The organism is Pelomonas dachongensis (genome assembly GCF_043555865.1).
Taxonomy (GTDB): Bacteria; Pseudomonadota; Gammaproteobacteria; order Burkholderiales; family Burkholderiaceae_C; genus Pelomonas; species Pelomonas dachongensis.
Window position 1 is genome coordinate 401,201 of the sequence record NZ_JBIGHY010000004.1, and the last position, 19,091, is coordinate 420,291.

Below are 19,091 nucleotides of genomic sequence, written 5' to 3' on the forward strand. Positions count from 1 at the left end.
CAGCAGCCAGCCTCTTGCGGTCGTTGCAATCGGCTCGACCGGCGGGTGTCGTACCCCTGCGCCGCGTGCATCAGGCTCTGCAGTCGGAATCCGGGACCGCGCGGCTTGAGTTCGACCGAAGCAAGCGGATGAGCAGCGCGTTAACAGCCTCCGGCGCCTCCTCATGCGCCAGATGCCCCAGCCCCGGCAGCGGGTGAAAGCTGGCCCCAGGCAGCCGCCTCGCCAGCTCCAGCGACTGAACGGGCGCGATCGTGCGGTCGGCCAGGCCGGCGGCCAGCCACAGCGGCGGGCGCAGTTCGGGCAGGCGGGCCTGCAGGTCGTCCAGCTGCCAGTTGGCCAGCATGTCCAGCACGCCGCGCACATGGTCGGGCTGCTTCAGTAGCTCGCCGTAGTGCTGCACGCCGGCGTCGTCCAGGCGTGAGCCGGTCGAGGCGATCAGGTTGCGCAGCGCACGGGGCTGGCTGGCGTGGCGGGTCACCCAGGTGGGCAGCCAGGCGCTGCGTGACGCGAGCTTGGCCACCGCCGGCGCGACCAGGCCCATCAGGCCCGGCAGCGGCTGCAGCGCGCCGTTGATGGCCAGCAGGCCGCGCGCGGTGGGCAGGTGGCCGTCCAGCGCCAGTTGCACCATCACCGCTGCGCCGGCGGAGTGACCCGCCACCAGCTGTGGCTGCCACCCCAGCGCCGTCAGCAGCGCGGCCACGACCTGGGCCATGCGGGCCAGGCTGGCCTCGCGGTCGGCAAAGGCGCTGGTGCCGCCGTGGCCGGGCAGGTCGGGCACCAGCACGTCGAACTGCGCTGCCAGCCCCGGCAGACAGCCGGCCCACGACTGGCCCGACGAGCCCGTGCCGTGCAGCAGCAGCAACCCCGGCGCCCCCGTCGTGCCGGCGCGCTGCAGCCGCCAGCGCAGGCCGCCGGCCTGCACGGGAGCTAATGCAGCAACGGGAGAGGGCGGGCCAGCGTCCGGGTGCATCCTGGGTTGTCAACTAAAGTGGACAAGCATAGGATCAAACGATGTTGACACCAAGTCAGGCCGTTTTGCCGGCGCCGCACCAGGCCCATGCCGTGGTCATCGGCAGTGGCTTTGGCGGCTTGGCGGCGGCGGTGCGGCTGGGCGCGCGGGGCTACCGTGTGACGGTGCTCGAGAAGCTCGACGCCCCAGGCGGGCGGGGCTACGTGCACCGGCAGGACGGCTTCACCTTCGACGCCGGCCCCACCGTCATCACCGCACCGTTCCTGTTCGAGGAGCTGTGGGCGCTGTGCGGCAAGCAGCTCACCGACGACGTTGACCTGCGCCCCGTGGCGCCGTTCTACCGCGTGCGTTTTGACGACGGCACGGTCTTCGACTACAGCGGCGATGCCGACGCCATGCGTGCCGAGGTGGCGAAGCTGTCGCCCGGCGACGTGGCCGGCTACGAGCGCTTCCTGGCCGCCAGCGAGGCCATCTACAAGGTGGGTTTCGAGCAGCTGGGCCATGTGTCCTTCGAGCGCTGGACGGACATGGCCAAGGTGCTGCCCGACCTGCTGAAGCTGGAAGGCTACCGCACGGTCTACGGCCTGGCCTGCAAGCACGTCAAGGACGAGAAGCTGCGCGTGCTGCTGACCTTTCAGTCGCTGCTGGTGGGCGGCAACCCGTTCTCCACCACTTCGGTGTACTGCTTGATCGCTTTTCTGGAGCGGCGCTTCGGCGTGCACTTCGCGATGGGCGGCACGGGCGCGCTGGTGCGCGGGCTGGTGGGGTTGATCGAAGGGCAGGGCGGGCGCGTGCTGTGCGGGCAGGGGGTCGACGAGATCCTCGTGGAAGCCGGCGCGGCTTGTGGCGTGCGGCTGCAGAATGGCCAGCTGCTGCGTGCCGATGTGGTGGTGTCCAACGCCGACTCCGCCTGGACCTACAAGCACCTGCTGCCCGCCCGCTACCGGCGCCGCTGGACGGACAAGCGCATTGCCAAGGCGCGCTATTCGATGAGCCTGTTCGTCTGGTACTTCGGCACCAAGCGGCAGTACCCCGACGTAGCCCACCACACCATCTCGCTGGGCCCGCGCTACCGCGGCCTGCTGGACGACATCTTCACGAAGAAGCACCTGGCCGACGATTTCAGCCTCTACCTGCACCGTCCCACGGCGACCGACCCGAGCCTGGCGCCACCGGGCTGCGACACGTTCTACGTGCTGTCGCCTGTGCCGCACCTCGATGCGGGCGTGGACTGGCGCGAGCGCGCCGAGCCTTACCGCGCGGCGATTGCCAAGCGCTTGGCCGAAACGCTGCTGCCGGGGCTGGAGGACGAGGTCGTCAGCTCGCTGATGCTGACGCCGCAGGACTTCCAGGACCGGCTCAGTTCCTACAAGGGTGCCGCCTTCGCGCTGGAGCCCGTGCTGACGCAGAGCGCGTGGTTCCGCCCGCACAACCGCAGCGAGGAGGTGGCGCGGCTCTACCTCGTTGGCGCCGGCACGCACCCGGGCGCCGGGCTGCCAGGCGTGCTGTCGTCGGCCCGCGTGCTGGACGCGGTGGTGCCGCACGGCCGCGAGCTCGCCCGCCATTTTTTGAACCCCGCCGAGGGAGGGCTCGCTCATGCCTGACATGCCTGAACTGCTGGACACTGACCTTGCTGCTTGCCGCGCCAGCCTGGCGCACAACTCCAAGACCTTCCACGCCGCCTCGCTGCTGCTGCCGCCGGCCGTGCGCGCGCCGGCCACGGTGCTGTACGGCTTCTGCCGGCTGGCAGACGACACGGTGGACGTGGAGGGGGGCCGCCGCCTGGCACTGAGCCAGTTGCGCCGGCGGCTGGACCGCGTGTTCGAAGGCCAGCCCCAGCCCGTGGCCGCCGACCGCGCGCTGGCCGCCGTCGTCGCCCGCCACGGCATTCCGCGCGCGTTGCTGGACCTGCTGATGGAGGGCCTGGCCTGGGACGTGGACGGCCGCACCTACGAGACGCTGGACGACCTGCAGGACTACGCCGCCCGTGTGGCCGGCACGGTGGGCGCCATGATGAGCCTGCTGATGGGGGTGCGCGGCGCGCCGGCGCTGGCGCGGGCCTGCGACCTAGGCGTGGCCATGCAGCTCAGCAACATCGCACGCGACGTGGGCGAGGACGCCGCGATGGGGCGGCTGTACCTGCCGCGTCAGTGGCTGCGGGAGGCGGGCCTGGACCCGGACGCCTGGCTGGCCGCGCCCGGCCACAGCCCGGCGCTGGCGGGTGTGGTTCAGCGGTTGCTGGACGCTGCGGACGGGCTGTACGCGCGCGCGGCGGCCGGGGTCGCCTGCCTGCCGCTGGCCTGCCGCCCGGGCATCAACGCCGCGCGCCTGCTGTACGCCGCCGTGGGCCACGAGGTGGCGCACGCGGGTTGCGATGCGGTCACGCGGCGCGCCGTGGTGCCGCGCCGGCGCAAGCAGCGGCTGCTGCTGCGTGCGGCGGTCAGCCTGTGGCCCCGGACGGACCGGTTGATGGAGCCGCCGCTGGCTGCTAACCGGCCGTTGCTTGCCGCAGTGGCGGCCACACCGGGGCCGGACGTGGGCCGCAAGGTCGATTTCGTCTTTGACCTGTTCGATCGCCTGGGCCGGCAGGACCGCGAGGCCGCCTGGGGGCGGGGCGGGGCATGAGCGTTCTCGCGCTGGGGCTGAACCACGGCAGTGCGCCGCTGGACCTGCGCGGCCGCTTCGCCATTCCGCTGGAGGCGCTGGGCCGCAGCGTGCAGGGGTTGCGCCACCACTTGGCGCGGGCGCAGCCGGAGGTGGCCATCCTGTCCACCTGCAACCGCACGGAGCTCTACATCGGCTTGCCACCCAGCGCCTGCCCGCGCCACGCGCTGGAGTTGGCCGAGCCCGCCATCGAGTGGCTGGCCACACAAGGCGCGGCCCGCCCCGAAGACCTGCGCGGCCACAGCTACTTCCTGCAGGGCGCCGAGGCCGCGCGGCATGCGTTCCGCGTCGCCGCGGGACTGGACTCCATGGTGCTGGGCGAGCCGCAGATCCTGGGTCAGATGAAAGTGGCCGTGCGCGAGGCCGACAGCGCCGGGGCTTTGGGCACGACGCTGCACCAGCTGTTCCAGCGCAGCTTCTCGGTGGCCAAGGAGGTGCGCAGCAGCACGGAGATCGGCGCGCACGCCGTGAGCATGGCGGCAGCCGCGGTGCGGCTGGCGCTGCAGCTGTTCGAGGACCTGCACGACACGCGCGTGCTGTTCGTCGGCGCGGGCGAGATGATCGACCTGGTGGCCACGCACTTCGCGGCGCAGAAGCCACTGCAAATGGCCGTGGCGAACCGCAGCGCCGAGCGTGGCCGGCTGCTCGCCGCAAGGCTGGGCGCGCAGCAGGTGCCGCTGGGCGACCTCGGCCAGCGCCTGCATGAGTTCGACATCGTCATCAGCTGCACCGCCAGCAGCCTGCCGCTGATCGGCGTGGGGTCCGTGGAGCGCGCGTTGAAAACCCGCAGGCGCCGCCCGATGCTGATGCTGGACCTGGCCGTGCCACGCGACATCGAGCCGGAGGTGGCGCGGCTGGACGACGTGTTCCTGTACACCGTGGACGACCTGGCCCGCCAGGTGCAGACGGGCGGCGAGCGCCGCCAGGCCGCGGTGCAGCAGGCCGAGGCCATCGTCAGCGCCGGCGTCGACAGCTTTGCGCAGTGGCTGCAGCAGCGCGCCAGCGTGCCGCTGATCCAGGCGCTGCACCGGCAGACGGAGGACTGGCGCCAGGCCGAGCTCACCAAGGCGCGCCGCGCGCTGGCCAAGGGCACGGACGTGGACGCCGTGATGGAGACGCTGTCTGCCGCACTGACGCGCAAGATGCTGCACGGCGCCCTGAGCGAGTTGCACGGCAGCGCGGGCGACGCGCACCAGCAGTGGATGGCGTCCGTGCAGCGGTTGTTCCTGCGCGGCGGCGCGTGATCGACCCGCGCTGGTACGGCCTGATCGAGCTGGGCCTGGTGTTCGGCGCGATCCTCGGCTGGGCCGGCTGGCAGTGGTGGGGCTGGCGGCGCTGGAAGCGCGAGCAGGCGAAGCGGGAGCGCGCAGCACGGCAGCAGCCGGATTGAAAGGCGCCAGCGCCCCGGCGCTGCTGGCAGCCGCCCGGCGCGAATGCACAACGACCCTGCGGCCGTGCAAAAAGCCACGGGACTGCACGTTTTGCTTTTGACTATTTGATCGGTTTTATCAATTGATGGCTACTATATTGCCGAATGCGTCGTGCATTGCTCAACCGTTTCGCGCCGAGACTGCCATGTTTGCCAGATTTACTGTTTCCAGGCGGCTGTATCTGGGATTCGCCCTGATGCTGTCCATCCTGTTGGTCGTCACGGCCGTGTCGGTCGTGAAGGTCCAGGTCATCAACCGCGCGTTGAAGGAGAACAGCGAGGCGCACGTGCTCATCCAGCGCTACGCGATCAACTTCCGTGGCTCGGCCCATGACCGGGCCATCGCCATCCGCGACGTGGTGCTCAGCGCCCAACCCGCCGAGCGTGAACGCGAGAAGGCCGCGATCGACCGGCTGGCGGCGTTCTACGCCGAGTCCGCCGGTCCGCTGGAGCGGCTGATCGGCCAACCTGGCGCCGAGCCCGAACTGGCCCGGTTGTATGCCGGCATCAAAGACATCGAGCAGCGCGCCGTGGCCACGACACAGGCCATCGTCGCCGCCGTCGAGAAGGGCGACAGCGCCAGCGCGCAGGAGATGCTGTGGACCCAGGCCAAGCCGCAGTACGTGCAGTGGCTGGCGGCGATCAACAAGCTCATCGACTACGAGGAGGTGCTGGTGCAGCAGAACACCAAGGCAGCGTCGGCACAGGCGGCGGGCTTCCTGTCCGTCATGCTGGGCGCGCTGGTGTTGGCACTGGTGATCGGCGTCGCGCTGGCCTGGCGCATCTCGGCCAGCATCATCCGCCAGCTGGGCGCGGAGCCTGCGACGCTGGGCGATGTGGCACGCCGGGTGGCCCAGGGCGATCTGCACCCTGTGCGCGGTGCGGATGTGGCGCCGGCCGGCAGCGTGCTGTCCTCGCTCGGTGCGATGCAGCTGAGCCTGGCCGAGCTGGTGGGCCAGGTGCGAAGCGTGTCGAACGCGATCGCCACCGGGTCGCAGGAGATTGCTTCAGGTAACTCCGACCTCAGCCACCGCACCGAGAACCAGGCGACCAACGTGCAGCAGACGGCGTCGTCGATGCAGCAGCTGTCGCAGACTGTCCAGGCCAACGCGTCGACGGCCATGGAGGCCAACCGGGTGTCGGCCGATGCGTCGGCGGCTGCGGTGCGCGGTGGCGATGCGATGGGCCAGGTCGTCAGCACCATGAACGAGATCGCTGCCTCCTCGCGCAAGATCGCCGACATCATCGGCGTCATCGACGACATTGCCTTCCAGACCAACATCCTGGCGTTGAACGCCGCCGTCGAGGCTGCCCGTGCGGGCGAGCAGGGGCGCGGTTTCGCGGTGGTGGCGTCCGAGGTGCGCAGCCTGGCGCAACGCTCCGCGGGCGCGGCGCGCGAGATCAAGGGCCTGATCGGCAGCAGTGTCGAAAAGGTGGATGACGGCAGCCGGCTGGTCGGCGATGCCGGGCGCACCATGGACGAGATCGTCAAGCAGGTTCAGCACGTGAGTGCGCTGATCGGCACCATCTCGACGGCCACCTCCGAGCAGGCCGACGGCATCCTGCGTGTCGGGCGCGCGGTGACGCAGCTGGACGAGTCCACTCAGCAGAACGCGGCCCTTGTCGAGCAGAGTGCCGCCGCGTCCGACAGCCTGCAGCAGCAGGCCGGCCAGCTGGCCAAGACGGTCAGCGTGTTCCAGCTGGCGTCATGAGCCACCGCGGCGCTGCCGCGGCTCAGAACACCGCGTGGTCGCCGCGCTCCGGCAGCGCGGCCTCCCCGCTGGCCAGCGCGGCGTAGAAGTCGGCCAGCGTCTGCCGGCCGGTGGACGGTGTGAGCCGGTCTTCGTAGCGGCCGGTCAGCGGGTCCAGCACCAGCATGGACTCGGTGGCGTAATACCGACCGATGCGCGCCAGCTCGGCCTTGGCCGCGGCGGCCGGCCAGGCGCGGCCGAGCAGGCACAGGGTGGCGACGATGGTGTCCATCAGCGCCACCGGCACCTGCTTGAAGCGCGGCGCCAGGCCCAGCGCCGCGAACAGCAGCTCGCCCTGTTCGCGCGGCGTGAGGGCCGGTCCCGGGCCGCCGATGGGCAGCACCTGGCGCTGGCGGTCGCTGCGCTGTAGGCAGTCGGCCAGATAGTCGGCGAGGTCGTCATCACTGATGGGCTTGCTGGCGGTCAGCCGCCCGTCACCGAACAGCAGGAAGGGCCGGCCACGGCGCAGTCGCTCCACCTGGCCTGACAGCGATTTGAAAAAGGCCGTGGGCCGCACGATGGACCAGGCCAGCGGCGACGCCATCAGCTCGCGCTCGAAGGCGAGCTTGGCCTGCTGGAAGGCCAGCCGCGGCTTCTGCACGCACAGCGCGGACAGCAGCACCACCTGCGACACGCCGGCGTCCCGCGCCGCACTCAGCGCATCGGCATGTGCGGCGTGATCGATGGCCCACGCATCGCGCGGGGCGCCGGTGCGCGACGCCAGGCAGGAGACGAGCGCGTCGAAGCGCTCGCCCCGCCAGCCGTCCCGGCGCTGGGACACGGGGTTGGTCGCGTCGCCGAAGCGCAGCTCGGCGCCCGGCAGCCGCGCCGCCAGCGCGGTGGCGTCGAGCCGCCCGCCCGGGCCCGAGCGGGGCCGTACGAAGCAGACGACCTCGTGGCCGCGTCGCAGCAGCGCGCGCGCGGTCGCCTGGCCGATGGTGCCGGTCGCGCCCAGCATGAACACGCGTTGCGACGGCGCCGTCATCCGCGGCTCCAGCGCGGCATGCGAAACGGCAGCAGCGCCTGCACCCAGGGCTGGCGAAAGCGCTGCAGCGACAGGCTCTCGTGCACGGACAGCGAGCCGTCCACCGCGTCGCGCAGCAACGAACGGCTGTAGAACGGGCCGCTTTCCAGCGTCGCCGCGACCTCGGGTGGCCGGTTGCCGCGGCTGCCGCGAGCGATGCCCCAGGCCGTGTCGGGCAACGCCTGGCGCGGCGCGAGGGGCAGGGCGCTGATGTCCCCGTCGGCCGCGAAGCGCAGCGCCAGCGCGCGCTCGTGGCCGTCGGCGCCGCGCACGTCGTACAGCACGCGGCTGCAGCCGTCGCCCAGCGCGCTGCGCGACCACTGCCAGCTGTCGAAGTCGCGCTCCAGCGGCCGGGTGCCATGGTTGGCGTCCATGTAGGCATCGCCCTGCCAGCGCAGCTGTGGGGCTTCGAAGTCCAGCGCGACGCGGGCGCCGGGGCTGATGGGCTGCCAGTGGTGGCGGCCCGCGGCGTCCAGCGCGAAGGCGCGGCCGGGCAGCGCGCCGGTTTGCAGGTGGATGCGCCCGCGCAGGCGTTGCGGCCAGGGGGCGGTCCATTCGTCCACGTCGATGAGCAGGTCGCCGCCCGCGCCCCAGGCGAGGCGGCTGGCGCCGATCCGCAGCTGCGTTGCGCTGCGCTGCACCTGGCCGGTGCCGCGCTCGGTCATGGCCCACAGGCGCTGGTAGCGCTTGGCGCCCGCCGGGCGGCGGTACAGCGACAGGTTCAGGGCGCAGTGCGCCTCGGGCGCCGCGGCGGCATCGCCCAGCCGCCGCCGTGCCCACGCGTAATAGGGCGAGAACACGCTGCCGACGAAGGCGATCAGCGTCAGCGCGTGCACGCTGCCGTCGGGCTGCGGGTCGCTCAGCGCGTCGAGATACCACCAGGCATAAGCACCGCCGGCGAGCGCGATGTCGAACGCAGGGCCGCGCAGATCTGCTCGGCGGCCAGCTGGCCCGACAGCGCCGCCATCGGCACGCCCGGCCCCGGATGCACCGAGCCCCCGGCCAGGAACAAACCCGGCACCCGCGTGCAGCCCTGGGGGCGCGAGAAACTCGTCCGCCAGCCCTGGGCGGCCGGGCCGTACAGCGCCCCGCCGCTGCCCGGGAACATCTGCGCAAAGTCCTGCGGCCGGGTCAGCACCGGCGCCTGCGACCCGGGCTTCAGGCGCAGCCCTGCGCGGCTCAGCTGGGTCCACATCTGCTGCTCGCATTGCGCGATCTCCGGTTCGGTGAGGGGGCGGCCGTGCGTGGCCGGGGCGTTGACGAGGGCCATCAGCCGCTCGGTGCGGCGCGTGCCATGGCGCAGGGGCCGGGTGTCGCCATTGCGATCCTGCGCACAGACGTAGACGGTGGGCGCTTCAGGCAGCTGGCCGCGGGCGATGCGCTCGAACTCGGCCCGGTAGCCGGCCGGCGGGCCGAAGCACACGTTGTGGTGCGACAGCTCCGCGCCGCTCACCTCGGCCTCGACATGCCAGGTCAGCGCCGACAGCGACGGTGGCCGGTGCGTGTCGTCGGCCAGTGCTTGCTGCACCGGTTCGCCCAGCAGCCCTTGGCTGAGCGCCTGGGCGTCGCCGTTGAACAGCACGATGTCGGCGCCCAGTTGCTGGCCGTCGGCCAGCTCCACGCCGCTGACCCGACCGTCGGCCATCAGCAGGCGGCGCACTTCGCAGCCGTGGCTGAAGCGCACGCCCTGCTGCTGCGCGGCGGCCGCCAGCACCTGCGCCAGCCGGAACATGCCGCCCTCCACCTGCCACACGGCCTCGCGCTCCACGTGCGCCACCAGCATCAGCGTGGCCGGCGCCTCGAAGGGCGAGGAGCCGCAGTAGGTGGCGTAACGGCCGAACAGCTGCTGCAGGCGCGGGTCGTGGAAATAGCGGCCCAACTCGCGCCACAACGTGGTGAATGGCGAGATGCGCAGCAACTGGCGCAGGCCCGGGAGGCCTTGCTGGCGCAGCACCCGCCAGGCCAGCGAGCCGGGTGTGGGCCTGGGGCTTTGCATGAAGGGGCGGTCCAGCGTCCGGTAGACCGCTTCGGCTCGCGCGCAGAAGACGCGGTAGCGCGCCGCTTCGGCCGTGCCGCTGAAGCTGGCGATGGCGGCCACGCTGTGCTCCAGGTCGGCGGACAGATCCAGCGTCTCGCCCGCCCCCCAGAAGTGGCGCGCCAGCACCTCGCAGCGCCGCAGGTGCAGCTGGCGGTCCAGCGACAGGCCCAGACGGTCGAACAGCGCGTCGAACACCCAGCGCATCGTCAGCACGGTGGGCCCGGCGTCCAGCCGCTGGGGCCCCACCTCCACCTGGCGCATCTTCCCGCCCGGCGTTGCCGCCCGTTCGATGACATGGACGTCGAAGCCCTGCTGCCCCAGCAAGGCCGCGGCTGTCAGCCCGCCCACGCCGGCGCCGATGACCAGCACCCGGGGCGGCCGACGGCTGTGGGCGTGCGCCTGCAAGCTCATTGACGGCCTTTCCGCATGTGTCTATTCTGATTGACACATCGTAATGTAATTCGCATGAGACGACGGCGGATTGCAGTGTCCTCTTCCAGCAAAGGCCGCTATGCCGCATGAAGACAGGATCGAGCGGGCGCTACGCGCCAGCCTGGCACCCACCCTGCAGGGCGGTCATCCGCCCCGGCTCGCTGCGGCGATGCAGCACGCGGTGTTTCCCGGGGGCGCGCGCATACGTCCCAAGCTGACGCTGGCGGTGGCCATGGCCTGCGGCGAGGACGACCCCGCCCTCAGTGAAGGCGCGGCGGCGGCCATCGAACTGCTGCACTGCGCATCGCTGGTGCATGACGACCTGCCCTGCTTCGACGCCGCCGCGACGCGCCGCGGCCTGCCGTCGGTGCACCGCGCCTTCGGCGAGCGGCTGGCGGTGCTGGCGGGCGATGCGCTCATCGTCGCGGCCTTCGAGGTGCTGAGCGCCAGCGCCCGGCGCCATTTGTCGCGGCTGCCCGTGCTGTTGCGCACCGTCTGCCAGGGCGTGGGCATGCCGATGGGCATCGTCGCCGGCCAGGCCTGGGAGTGCGAACCGCAGCTGTCCCTGAGCGACTACCAGCGGGCCAAGACCGGCGCGCTGTTCGCTGCCGCCACCATGGCCGGCGCGCAGGCGGCCGGCGCTGACGGAGCGCCATGGCGCGCGCTGGGCGAGCAGCTGGGGCTGACCTACCAGGTGGCGGACGACATTCGCGACGTGATGCTGGATGCCGGCGCGCTGGGCAAGCCCGGCGGCCAGGACGTCGCGCTGGACCGGCCCAGCAGCGCACGCGAGCTGGGGCTGGACGGCGCGCTGGCCGAGTTCCATCGCCTGGTGCAGGCGACGCTGCTGACCGTGCCGGTCTGCCCGGGCGCGTCGCAGTTCCGGCAGCTGATCCGCCATGAAGCGAACCGGCTCGTGCCGCAGCAGTTGGTGGAACGCGTGGCGGCGATTGCATGACACCCGTCGCCGCCCCGCACTGGAGCGACGCCCCGCTGGCCTGGCGCGACCAGCTGCTGGGCAGCGCGCGCTTTCGCCGCTGGGCCGAAGCCTTTCTGCCCACGCGCTGGATCGCCCGGCGCCGTGCTGCCCAGGTGTTCGACCTGGTGGCCGGCTTCGTGTACTCGCAGGTGCTGCTGGCCTGCGTGCAGCTGCGCCTGTTCGACCTGCTGCTGGCCCAGGGTGCACTAACGCTGGACGCGCTGGCGCCGCGCCTGCAACTGCCGCTGGCGGCCACCGAGCGCCTGGTGCTCGCCGCCGTGTCGCTGCGGCTGCTGGAGGCCCGGCCGCACGGACGTTTCGGCCTGGGGCCGCTCGGCGCGCCGCTGGCCGGCAATGCCGCCCTGGCGGCGATGGTGGAGCACCACCGCGTGCTGTACGCCGACCTCGCTGACCCGCTCGCGTTGCTGCGCGGCGACGCCGGCGCGGGCAGGCTCGCCGGCTTCTGGCCCTATGCGGGCGCCGCCGCGCCGGGCGAGCTGCCGGCCGGGCAGGTGGCAGCCTACTCAGCGCTGATGGCGGCCTCGCAGCCGCTGGTGGCTGAACAGGTGCTGCAGGCTTACCCGCTGCAGCGACATCGCTGCCTGCTCGACGTGGGCGGCGGCGACGGCGCTTTCGCCTGCGCAGCGGCGCGTCATGCGCCGGCGCTGCAGGTGCAGGTGTTCGACCTGCCCGGTGTGGCGGCGCGTGCCGCGCTGCGTTTCGAGCAAGCCGGGTTGGCGTCGCGCTGCAGCGCGCAGGGCGGCGACTTCCTGCGCGACGAGCTGCCGGCGGGCGCCGACCTGGTATCCCTGCTGCGCGTGGTTCATGACCATGACGATGAGCGTGTGCTGCGTCTGCTGCAGGCCGTGCGCCGCGCGCTGCCGGCGCACGGCCGCCTGCTGATCGCCGAGCCGCTGGCCGACACGCCGGGGGCGCAGGCCATGGGGCACGCCTATTTCGGCTTCTACCTGCTGGCCATGGGGCGCGGACAGCCCCGCAGCGAGGCCCGCCTGCGCGAGCTGCTGGCGCAGGCCGGCTTTGACCGCGTACGCCGCCTGGCCACCCACCAGCCTTTGCAGGCCAGCGTGCTGGTCGCCGAGGCAGGTGTTTGTCCTATGTAAAGCTGAGTTGACGTTTATCAACGTAAGCGTAGGATGACTCGCATGGATTCGAGAACCACTACCGCTCCGAGCTGCTGCAAGGCGGTGTCATGAACACCGTGGCCGTCGTCATCGACCGGCCCGAGCACCTGAGCCTCAGCGCACTGCGCTTGCCGGCCATGGAGGACGGCGACGTCGTCGTCGAGGTGGAGTGGAGCGGCATCAGCACTGGCACCGAGCGCCTGATCTGGACCGGCACCATGCCGATGTTCCCGGGCATGGGCTACCCGCTGGTGCCCGGCTACGAGGCAGTCGGCCGCGTGATGGCGGTCGGTCCGGCCAGCTCGAACTGGGTCGGCCAGCGAGTCTTTGTGCCGGGCGCGCGCTGCTTCGGCGAGGTGCGCGGCCTGTTCGGCGGCTCGGCCTCACGGTTGGTGGTGCCCAGCGCCAAGGTTGTGCCGGTCGACGAGAAGCTCGGCGAGCAGGCTGTGCTGCTGGCGCTGGCAGCGACGGCCTATCACAGCGTGGCCGGCGGGGGCACCAGCCAGCCGCACACGCCGCCCGACCTGATCGTGGGCCACGGCGTGCTGGGCCGCCTGCTGGCGCGCATGAACGTGGCCGCCGGCCTCACCGACTTCACCGTCTGGGAAACCAACCCGGCGCGTGCGGATGGCGCCGTGGGCTACACCGTCGTGCACCCGGACGACGACAAGCGCCGCGACTACAAGGCCATCTACGACGTCAGCGGTGATGCCGGCCTGCTGGACAACCTGATCGCGCGGCTGGCCTTCGGCGGCGAGGTGGTGCTGGCCGGCTTCTACGCGCAGCCGCTGTCGCTGAACTTTGCGCCCGCCTTCATGCGGGAGGCGCGGATCCGGGTGGCTGCCGAATGGAAGCGCCCCGACATGCTGGCCGTCAACGCGCTGCTGCATGCCGGCCGGCTGTCGCTGGACGGCCTGCTGACCCACAGCGAGCCGGCCGACAACGCCGGCGCTGCCTACACCCAGGCCTTCGGCGATGCCGGCTGCCTGAAGATGGTCCTGGACTGGAGACACCACGCATGAGCACCTCGACGATTCCGAGCGAGGCGCCGGTGCGCTTCCAGCAGCTTCGTGCCGAAGCCGCCATTGAGCCTGATGCCGTCGCCACCGGCCCGGTCACCAAGACCACGCAGATCATCGCGATCTACGGCAAGGGCGGCATCGGCAAGAGCTTCACGCTGGCCAACCTCAGCTACATGATGGCGCAGCAGGGCAAGAAGGTGCTGCTGATCGGCTGCGACCCCAAGAGCGACACCACCAGCCTGCTGTTCGGCGGCAAGGCCTGCCCCACCATCATCGAGACCAGCAGCAAGAAGAAGCTGGCCGGCGAGGCGGTGGCCATCGGCGATGTCTGCTTCAAGCGCGACGGCGTCTACGCGATGGAGCTGGGCGGCCCCGAGGTCGGCCGCGGCTGCGGCGGGCGCGGCATCATCCACGGCTTCGAGACGCTGGAGAAGCTGGGCTTCCACGACTGGGGCTTCGACTACGTGCTGCTGGACTTTCTCGGCGACGTGGTCTGCGGCGGCTTCGGCCTGCCGATTGCGCGCGACATGTGCCAGAAGGTCATCGTCGTCGCCAGCAACGACTTGCAGAGCCTGTACGTCGCCAACAACGTCTGCAGCGCGGTGGAGTATTTCCGCAAGCTGGGCGGCAACGTCGGCGTGGCCGGCATGGTCATCAACAAGGACGACGGCACGGGCGAAGCCGAAGCTTTTGCCGCGGCAGCCGGCATTCCCGTGCTGGCCGCGATTCCTGCCCACGAGGACATCCGCCGCAAGAGCGCCAGTTACGAGATCATCGGTCGGCCCGGAACGCAGTGGGCGTCGCTGTTCGAGACGCTGGCCACCAACGTCGGCGAGGCGCCGCCGGTACGGCCCAAGCCGCAGACGCAGGACCAGCTGCTGGGCCTTTTCTCCGCCGAGGTGACAGGGCGCGACTTCCAGATGGAGCCGGCGACCTTGTTCGACATGGTCGGCAAGACTGAGCTGGTCAAGCCCACGCTGGAAGTCGTCTACGACGCCGCCTGAGCACGCTGCCATGTCGAACTGCCACGCGACTCCCGAGATGGCCCTGGCCCAAAGCCAGAACCAAAGCGCCGCCACGCGCGAGACGCTGGATCGCTACGCGGCCGACTATCCGAAGGGCCCGCACGACCAGCCGCAAAGCATGTGCCCGGCCTTCGGCGCGCTGCGCGTGGGCCTGCGCATGCGCCGCACGGCCACCATCCTCAGCGGCTCGGCCTGCTGCGTCTACGGCCTGACCTTCACGTCCCACTTCTATGGCGCCAAGCGCAGCGTGGGCTATGTGCCCTTCAACAGCGAGAGCCTGGTGACCGGCAAGTTGTTCGAGGACATCCGCGACACCGTGCACGCTCAGGCCGACCCCGAGAAGCTGGACACGCTGGTCGTCATCAACCTGTGCGTGCCGACCGCCAGCGGCGTGCCGCTGCAACTGCTGCCCAAGGTCATCAACGGCGTGCGCATCATCGGCATCGACGTGCCCGGCTTCGGCGTGCCCACGCATGCCGAGGCCAAGGATGTGTTGGCCGGCGCCATGCTGCAGCGCGCCCGCAGCGAGGCTGAGTCCGGCCCCGTCAGCGCTCCCAAGGGCTGGCGAGAGCAGGGCATGGATCAGGCGAAGACGGTCAGCTTGCTGGGCGAGCTGTTCCCGGCCGATCCCATGGTCATCGGTGGACTGCTGGCGCCCCTGGGCCTGAAAACCGGCCCCACGGTGCCCACGCGCGAGTGGCGCGAGCTGTATGCCGCGCTGGACTGCACGGTGGCCGCCGCCATCCATCCCTTCTACACGGCCAGCGTGCGCGAGCTGCAGGCGGCCGGCCGGCCCATCGTCGGCTCAGCGCCCGTCGGTGCCGACGGCACGGCCGCTTGGCTGCGCGCCATCGGCGAAGCGGCCGAGGTGCCGAGTGCGCAGGTTGAAGCGGCGATTGCCGCGATCCTTCCCGCCATTCGCGGCGCACTGGCCAAGTCCCCCATCAACGCCACCGTGACGGTCAGCGGATACGAGGGCTCGGAGCTGCTGGTTGCCCGCCTGCTCATCGAGAGCGGCGCCACGGTGCCCTACGTCGGCACCGCCTGCCCGCGCACCCCCTGGTCCGATCCCGACCGCTTGTGGCTGGAAGCGCGTGGCTGCGAGGTGCAGTACCGCGCATCGCTGGAGCAAGACCTGGCCGCCGTGCACCGCCACCGCCCGCAGCTCGCCATCGGCACCACGCCGCTGGTGCAGGCCTGCAAGGAGCGGGCGATCCCGGCGCTGTACTTCACCAACCTCATCTCGGCGCGACCGTTGATGGGGCCGGCCGGCGCAGGTTCGCTGGCACAGGTCATCAACGGGGCCATCGCCAACCAGGCGCGCTTCGACACGATGCGCGAGTTCTTCGGCGAAGCCGGGCAGGGCGATCGGGCTGGTGTCTGGACGGACACCCCTGTGCTGCGGCCGGAGTTCCGCGCCGACACGCGCCGCCAGGTCATCAAGATCCAGAAGCGGCGCAAGGCGGAGGAAATGATCTGATGAACTTCGTTCTCGATCACGACCGTGCCGGCGGCTACTGGGGCGCCGTTTACGTGTTCACCGCCATCAAGGGCCTGCAGGTCGTCATCGACGGCCCGGTGGGCTGCGAGAACCTGCCGGTGACTTCTGTGCTGCACTACACCGACGCGCTGCCGCCGCACGAGCTGCCCATCGTCGTTACCGGCCTGGCCGAGGAGCAGCTGGGCCGCGAGGGCACCGAGGGCGCCATGAAGCGCGCCCACGCCACGCTGGACCCCGACCTGCCCAGCGTCGTCGTCACCGGCTCCATTGCCGAGATGATCGGCGGCGGCGTGACGCCCGAGGGCACGACCATCGCGCGCTTCCTGCCGCGCACCATCGACGAAGACCAGTGGCAATGCGCCAACCGCGCAATGTTCTGGCTGTGGTCGGAATACGGCCTGCGCAAGGTGCCGGCGCGCAAGCCCTTCGCCGATCGGCCCGCCGGTGAGAAGCCGCGGGTCAACCTCATCGGCCCCTGCTACGGCCAGTTCAACAGCGCGAGCGACCTGCACGAGATCCGCCGCCTCGTCGAAGGCATCGGCGCCGAGGTCAATATGGCCTTCCCGTTGGGCAGCCACCTGGCCGACGTGCAGTTGCTGGCCCATGCCGATGCCAACGTCTGCCTGTACCGCGAGTTCGGCCAACTGCTGTGCGAGGCGCTGGACCGGCCCTGGCTGCAGGCGCCCATCGGGCTGCACAGCACCACGGCCTTCCTGCGCCGCTTGGGCGAGCTGCTGCACCTGGACCCTGAGCCTTTCATCGAGCGCGAGAAGCACACGACGATCAAGCCGATCTGGGACCTGTGGCGCTCGGTCACGCAGGACTTCTTCGCGACGGCCAGCTTTGGCATCGTCGCCAGCGAGACCTACGCGCGCGGCGTGCGCCATTTTTTCGAGACCGAGCTGGGCCTGCCCTGCCACTTCGCGGTGGCGCGCAAGCCAGGCGAGAAGACGGACAACGCGGCCATCCGCGCGCTGGTCCACGACAAGGCGCCGCTGGTGCTGTACGGCAGCTTCAACGAGCGCATGTACCTGGCCGAGGCGGCGAGCAAAGGTCCGATGAAGCCAGCCTTCATCCCGGCGTCCTTCCCCGGCGCCATCGTGCGCCGCGCCACCGGCACGCCCTTCATGGGCTATGCCGGCGCCACGTATCTGGTGCAGGAGTTCTGCAATGCGCTGTTCGACGCGCTCTTCCACATCCTGCCGCTGGGCGTCGAGCTGGATCGGGTCGACCCGACGCCCGCGCGTGCGCTCGCCGAAATGAGCTGGGCGCCTGAGGCCCGCGAGCTGCTGAGCGAACTGCTGGAGGCGCAGCCGGTGCTGGTGCGCATTTCGGCGGCCAAGCGGCTGCGCGACCGGGCCGAGGCCGCCGCCCGTGCGCGGGGCGCCGCGGTGGTGGAAGTGATGGACATCGAAGGCCACGCGCGGCAGATCGCCGCCGCGGCCCTGGATGCCCTGACATGAATTCAAGTCTTGCCGTGGGCCTGCTGCCATGGAAGTCCTTGCCGCGCGGGAGCTGCGCGGTGCGGCCGAGAGGCCACTGTTCGAGGAGCTAACGATATGGCTGAGGAAAGGAAAGGCTCGTTATCCGGGCTGACCGAAAACGAAGCCCGGGAATTCCACGGCATCTTCATGTCCAGCTTCATCGGCTTCACGGCAATTGCCGTGGTGGCCCATGTGCTGGTGTGGATGTGGCGTCCCTGGCTGTGAGTTGAACCTGCGCATCAAGGAGCCACCATGGCCCAGACCACCACCTTGCCCGCCCACGTCCACGCCGCCGTCCACGACGGCATGGCCAACGGGACGCTGTTCCTGTTGAGCTTTGCCGTCGTGTTCTGCGTCGCCGTGACGGCGCAATTGCTGTTCTTCAAGTGGCGACGGTGGTTCCCCGGCGCAGAGAGCGAGAGATCGCTGATCAAGGGTGTCCGGGCGGGTGTCTACACCTTCCTGTCGCACCTCAATTAGGAGAGATGACCATGTGGAAGATCTGGCTGCTTTTCGACCCGCGCCGTGCGCTGGTCGCGTTGTTTGCCTTCCTGTTCGTACTGGCGCTGGTGATTCACTTCGTGCTGCTCAGTACCAACAAGTTCAATTGGCTCGATGGACCGCGCACGCAGGCGGTGAGCCAGAACTCGTCGATGCCGGCGCCTGCTCCCAAGTAGGCCTGGCCGGGCCGCGAGGCCCAACCCGCGGTGCGCCGGCCTCACGGCCTGCGTGCCCACTTGAATGAACTCAGGCGCAGCGGCGTTGCCGTGCTGCGGCTGTCAGGGGAGCTGAGCATGTCCATGCTGAACTTCGAGCGAAAGTACCGCGTGCGCGGCGGAACGCTGCTGGGAGGCGACCTGTTCGACTTCTGGGTCGGTCCGTTCTACGTCGGCTTCTTCGGCGTGACGACCGCGTTCTTCTCGCTGGTCGGCATCCTGCTGATCGTCTGGGGCGCTAGCCAAGGCGGCACCTGGAACCTGTGGCAGATCAGCATCGCACCGCCCGACCTGAAGTACGGCCTGGGCATGGCGCCGCTGATGGAGGGCGGGCTGTGGCAGCTGATCACGGTCTGCGCCACCGGCTCCTTCATCTCCTGGGCGCTGCGCGAGGTCGAGATCTGCCGCAAGCTCGGCATCGGCTACCACGTGCCCTTTGCCTTCGCGGTCGCCATCCTGGCTTACGTCACGCTGGTCATCTTTCGGCCGCTGCTGATGGGGGCCTGGGGTCATGGCTTCCCGTACGGGATCATGAGTCACCTCGACTGGGTGTCCAACACGGGCTACCAGTACCTGCACTTCCACTACAACCCGGCGCACATGCTGGCGGTGAGCTTCTTCTTCGCCACCACCTTCGCGCTGAGCTTGCACGGCGCACTGATCCTGTCGGCGACCAACCCGGGCCACGGGCAGGTCGTGAAGACCGCCGAGCACGAGAACACGTTCTTCCGCGACACCATCGGCTACTCCATCGGCACGCTGGGCATCCACCGGCTGGGCCTGTTCCTGGCGTTGTCGGCCGGCTTCTGGAGCGCGGTCTGCATCGTCATCAGCGGGCCGTTCTGGACGCGCGGCTGGCCGGAATGGTGGAGCTGGTGGCTCAACCTGCCGGTCTGGAAGTAAGGAGAACGCAC

Annotated in this window: 19 protein-coding genes; 15 read left to right on the forward strand and 4 right to left on the reverse strand. The window is 70.5% G+C overall.

Features of this window, described 5'->3' with window-relative positions; translation table 11 throughout:
- Nucleotides 1–70: 70 nt before the first annotated feature.
- Nucleotides 71–922, reverse strand: coding sequence for an alpha/beta fold hydrolase BchO (gene bchO, locus ACG02S_RS13890; protein WP_394471049.1), 852 nt, complete (start codon nucleotides 920–922; stop codon nucleotides 71–73).
- Between the two features lie 89 nt (nucleotides 923–1,011).
- Here bchO and ACG02S_RS13895 point away from each other — a divergent pair, with 89 nt between their 5' ends.
- The 5 genes from ACG02S_RS13895 (at nucleotide 1,012) to ACG02S_RS13915 (ending at nucleotide 6,775) form a co-directional block, all read left to right on the forward strand.
- Nucleotides 1,012–2,574, forward strand: a complete 1,563-nt coding sequence (locus tag ACG02S_RS13895; RefSeq protein WP_394471050.1) for a phytoene desaturase — start codon at nucleotides 1,012–1,014, stop codon at nucleotides 2,572–2,574.
- A complete protein-coding gene (locus tag ACG02S_RS13900) occupies nucleotides 2,567–3,595 on the forward strand; it encodes a phytoene/squalene synthase family protein (protein ID WP_394471051.1) in 1,029 nt (342 codons plus the stop codon). Before ACG02S_RS13895 ends, ACG02S_RS13900 begins: the two co-directional genes overlap by 8 nt.
- Nucleotides 3,592–4,878: a glutamyl-tRNA reductase gene (gene hemA, locus ACG02S_RS13905; RefSeq protein WP_394471052.1), complete on the forward strand. Its 1,287-nt coding sequence runs from the start codon at nucleotides 3,592–3,594 to the stop codon at nucleotides 4,876–4,878. The genes ACG02S_RS13900 and hemA overlap by 4 nt, the downstream gene beginning before the upstream one ends.
- Nucleotides 4,875–5,024 carry a hypothetical protein gene (locus tag ACG02S_RS13910; protein WP_394471053.1) on the forward strand — a complete coding sequence of 50 codons (150 nt, stop codon included), beginning with the start codon at nucleotides 4,875–4,877 and terminating at the stop codon, nucleotides 5,022–5,024. Before hemA ends, ACG02S_RS13910 begins: the two co-directional genes overlap by 4 nt.
- A gap of 185 nt (nucleotides 5,025–5,209) precedes the next feature.
- Nucleotides 5,210–6,775, forward strand: a complete 1,566-nt coding sequence (locus ACG02S_RS13915) for a methyl-accepting chemotaxis protein (protein ID WP_394471054.1) — start codon at nucleotides 5,210–5,212, stop codon at nucleotides 6,773–6,775.
- A 22-nt stretch (nucleotides 6,776–6,797) separates the two neighbouring features.
- Here the strand turns inward: ACG02S_RS13915 and ACG02S_RS13920 are convergent, their stop codons facing one another.
- Genes ACG02S_RS13920 through crtD form a run of 3 tightly spaced genes read right to left on the reverse strand, consistent with a single transcriptional unit; the run spans nucleotide 6,798 to nucleotide 10,287 of the window.
- Entirely contained in the window at nucleotides 6,798–7,799 is a 1,002-nt protein-coding gene (locus ACG02S_RS13920) for an NAD(P)H-binding protein (protein WP_394471055.1), read from the reverse strand.
- Nucleotides 7,796–8,674 (reverse strand): carotenoid 1,2-hydratase, encoded by an 879-nt coding sequence (locus ACG02S_RS13925; protein ID WP_394471056.1) that lies wholly within the window; start codon nucleotides 8,672–8,674, stop codon nucleotides 7,796–7,798. Before ACG02S_RS13925 ends, ACG02S_RS13920 begins: the two co-directional genes overlap by 4 nt.
- Before the next feature lie 23 nt (nucleotides 8,675–8,697).
- Nucleotides 8,698–10,287, reverse strand: coding sequence for a 1-hydroxycarotenoid 3,4-desaturase CrtD (gene crtD, locus ACG02S_RS13930; RefSeq protein ID WP_394471057.1), 1,590 nt, complete (start codon nucleotides 10,285–10,287; stop codon nucleotides 8,698–8,700).
- A gap of 100 nt (nucleotides 10,288–10,387) precedes the next feature.
- Between crtD and ACG02S_RS13935 the strand changes: the two genes are divergently transcribed.
- The 10 genes from ACG02S_RS13935 (at nucleotide 10,388) to pufL (ending at nucleotide 19,080) form a co-directional block, all read left to right on the forward strand.
- On the forward strand, nucleotides 10,388–11,266 hold the full coding sequence (locus ACG02S_RS13935; RefSeq protein ID WP_394471058.1) for a polyprenyl synthetase family protein: 879 nt from the start codon (nucleotides 10,388–10,390) through the stop codon (nucleotides 11,264–11,266).
- Nucleotides 11,263–12,408, forward strand: coding sequence for a methyltransferase (locus tag ACG02S_RS13940; protein ID WP_394471059.1), 1,146 nt, complete (start codon nucleotides 11,263–11,265; stop codon nucleotides 12,406–12,408). Before ACG02S_RS13935 ends, ACG02S_RS13940 begins: the two co-directional genes overlap by 4 nt.
- 89 nt (nucleotides 12,409–12,497) lie before the next feature.
- Nucleotides 12,498–13,451: a chlorophyll synthesis pathway protein BchC gene (gene bchC, locus ACG02S_RS13945; protein ID WP_394471060.1), complete on the forward strand. Its 954-nt coding sequence runs from the start codon at nucleotides 12,498–12,500 to the stop codon at nucleotides 13,449–13,451.
- Nucleotides 13,448–14,455: a chlorophyllide a reductase iron protein subunit X gene (locus ACG02S_RS13950; protein WP_394471061.1), complete on the forward strand. Its 1,008-nt coding sequence runs from the start codon at nucleotides 13,448–13,450 to the stop codon at nucleotides 14,453–14,455. The genes bchC and ACG02S_RS13950 overlap by 4 nt, the downstream gene beginning before the upstream one ends.
- Before the next feature lie 10 nt (nucleotides 14,456–14,465).
- Nucleotides 14,466–15,956: a chlorophyllide a reductase subunit Y gene (gene bchY / locus ACG02S_RS13955; RefSeq protein WP_394471062.1), complete on the forward strand. Its 1,491-nt coding sequence runs from the start codon at nucleotides 14,466–14,468 to the stop codon at nucleotides 15,954–15,956.
- Complete coding sequence (bchZ, locus tag ACG02S_RS13960; RefSeq protein WP_394471063.1) at nucleotides 15,956–17,440, forward strand: chlorophyllide a reductase subunit Z; 1,485 nt, start codon at nucleotides 15,956–15,958, stop codon at nucleotides 17,438–17,440. Before bchY ends, bchZ begins: the two co-directional genes overlap by 1 nt.
- Nucleotides 17,441–17,536: 96 nt before the next feature.
- Nucleotides 17,537–17,686 carry a light-harvesting antenna LH1, beta subunit gene (gene pufB / locus ACG02S_RS13965; protein WP_130480664.1) on the forward strand — a complete coding sequence of 50 codons (150 nt, stop codon included), beginning with the start codon at nucleotides 17,537–17,539 and terminating at the stop codon, nucleotides 17,684–17,686.
- A 27-nt stretch (nucleotides 17,687–17,713) separates the two neighbouring features.
- Nucleotides 17,714–17,941, forward strand: coding sequence for a hypothetical protein (locus ACG02S_RS13970; protein WP_394471064.1), 228 nt, complete (start codon nucleotides 17,714–17,716; stop codon nucleotides 17,939–17,941).
- Between the two features lie 11 nt (nucleotides 17,942–17,952).
- Nucleotides 17,953–18,138, forward strand: coding sequence for a light-harvesting antenna LH1, alpha subunit (gene pufA / locus ACG02S_RS13975; RefSeq protein WP_056273600.1), 186 nt, complete (start codon nucleotides 17,953–17,955; stop codon nucleotides 18,136–18,138).
- A gap of 117 nt (nucleotides 18,139–18,255) precedes the next feature.
- Nucleotides 18,256–19,080: a photosynthetic reaction center subunit L gene (pufL, locus tag ACG02S_RS13980; protein WP_394471065.1), complete on the forward strand. Its 825-nt coding sequence runs from the start codon at nucleotides 18,256–18,258 to the stop codon at nucleotides 19,078–19,080.
- Nucleotides 19,081–19,091 lie beyond the last annotated feature (11 nt).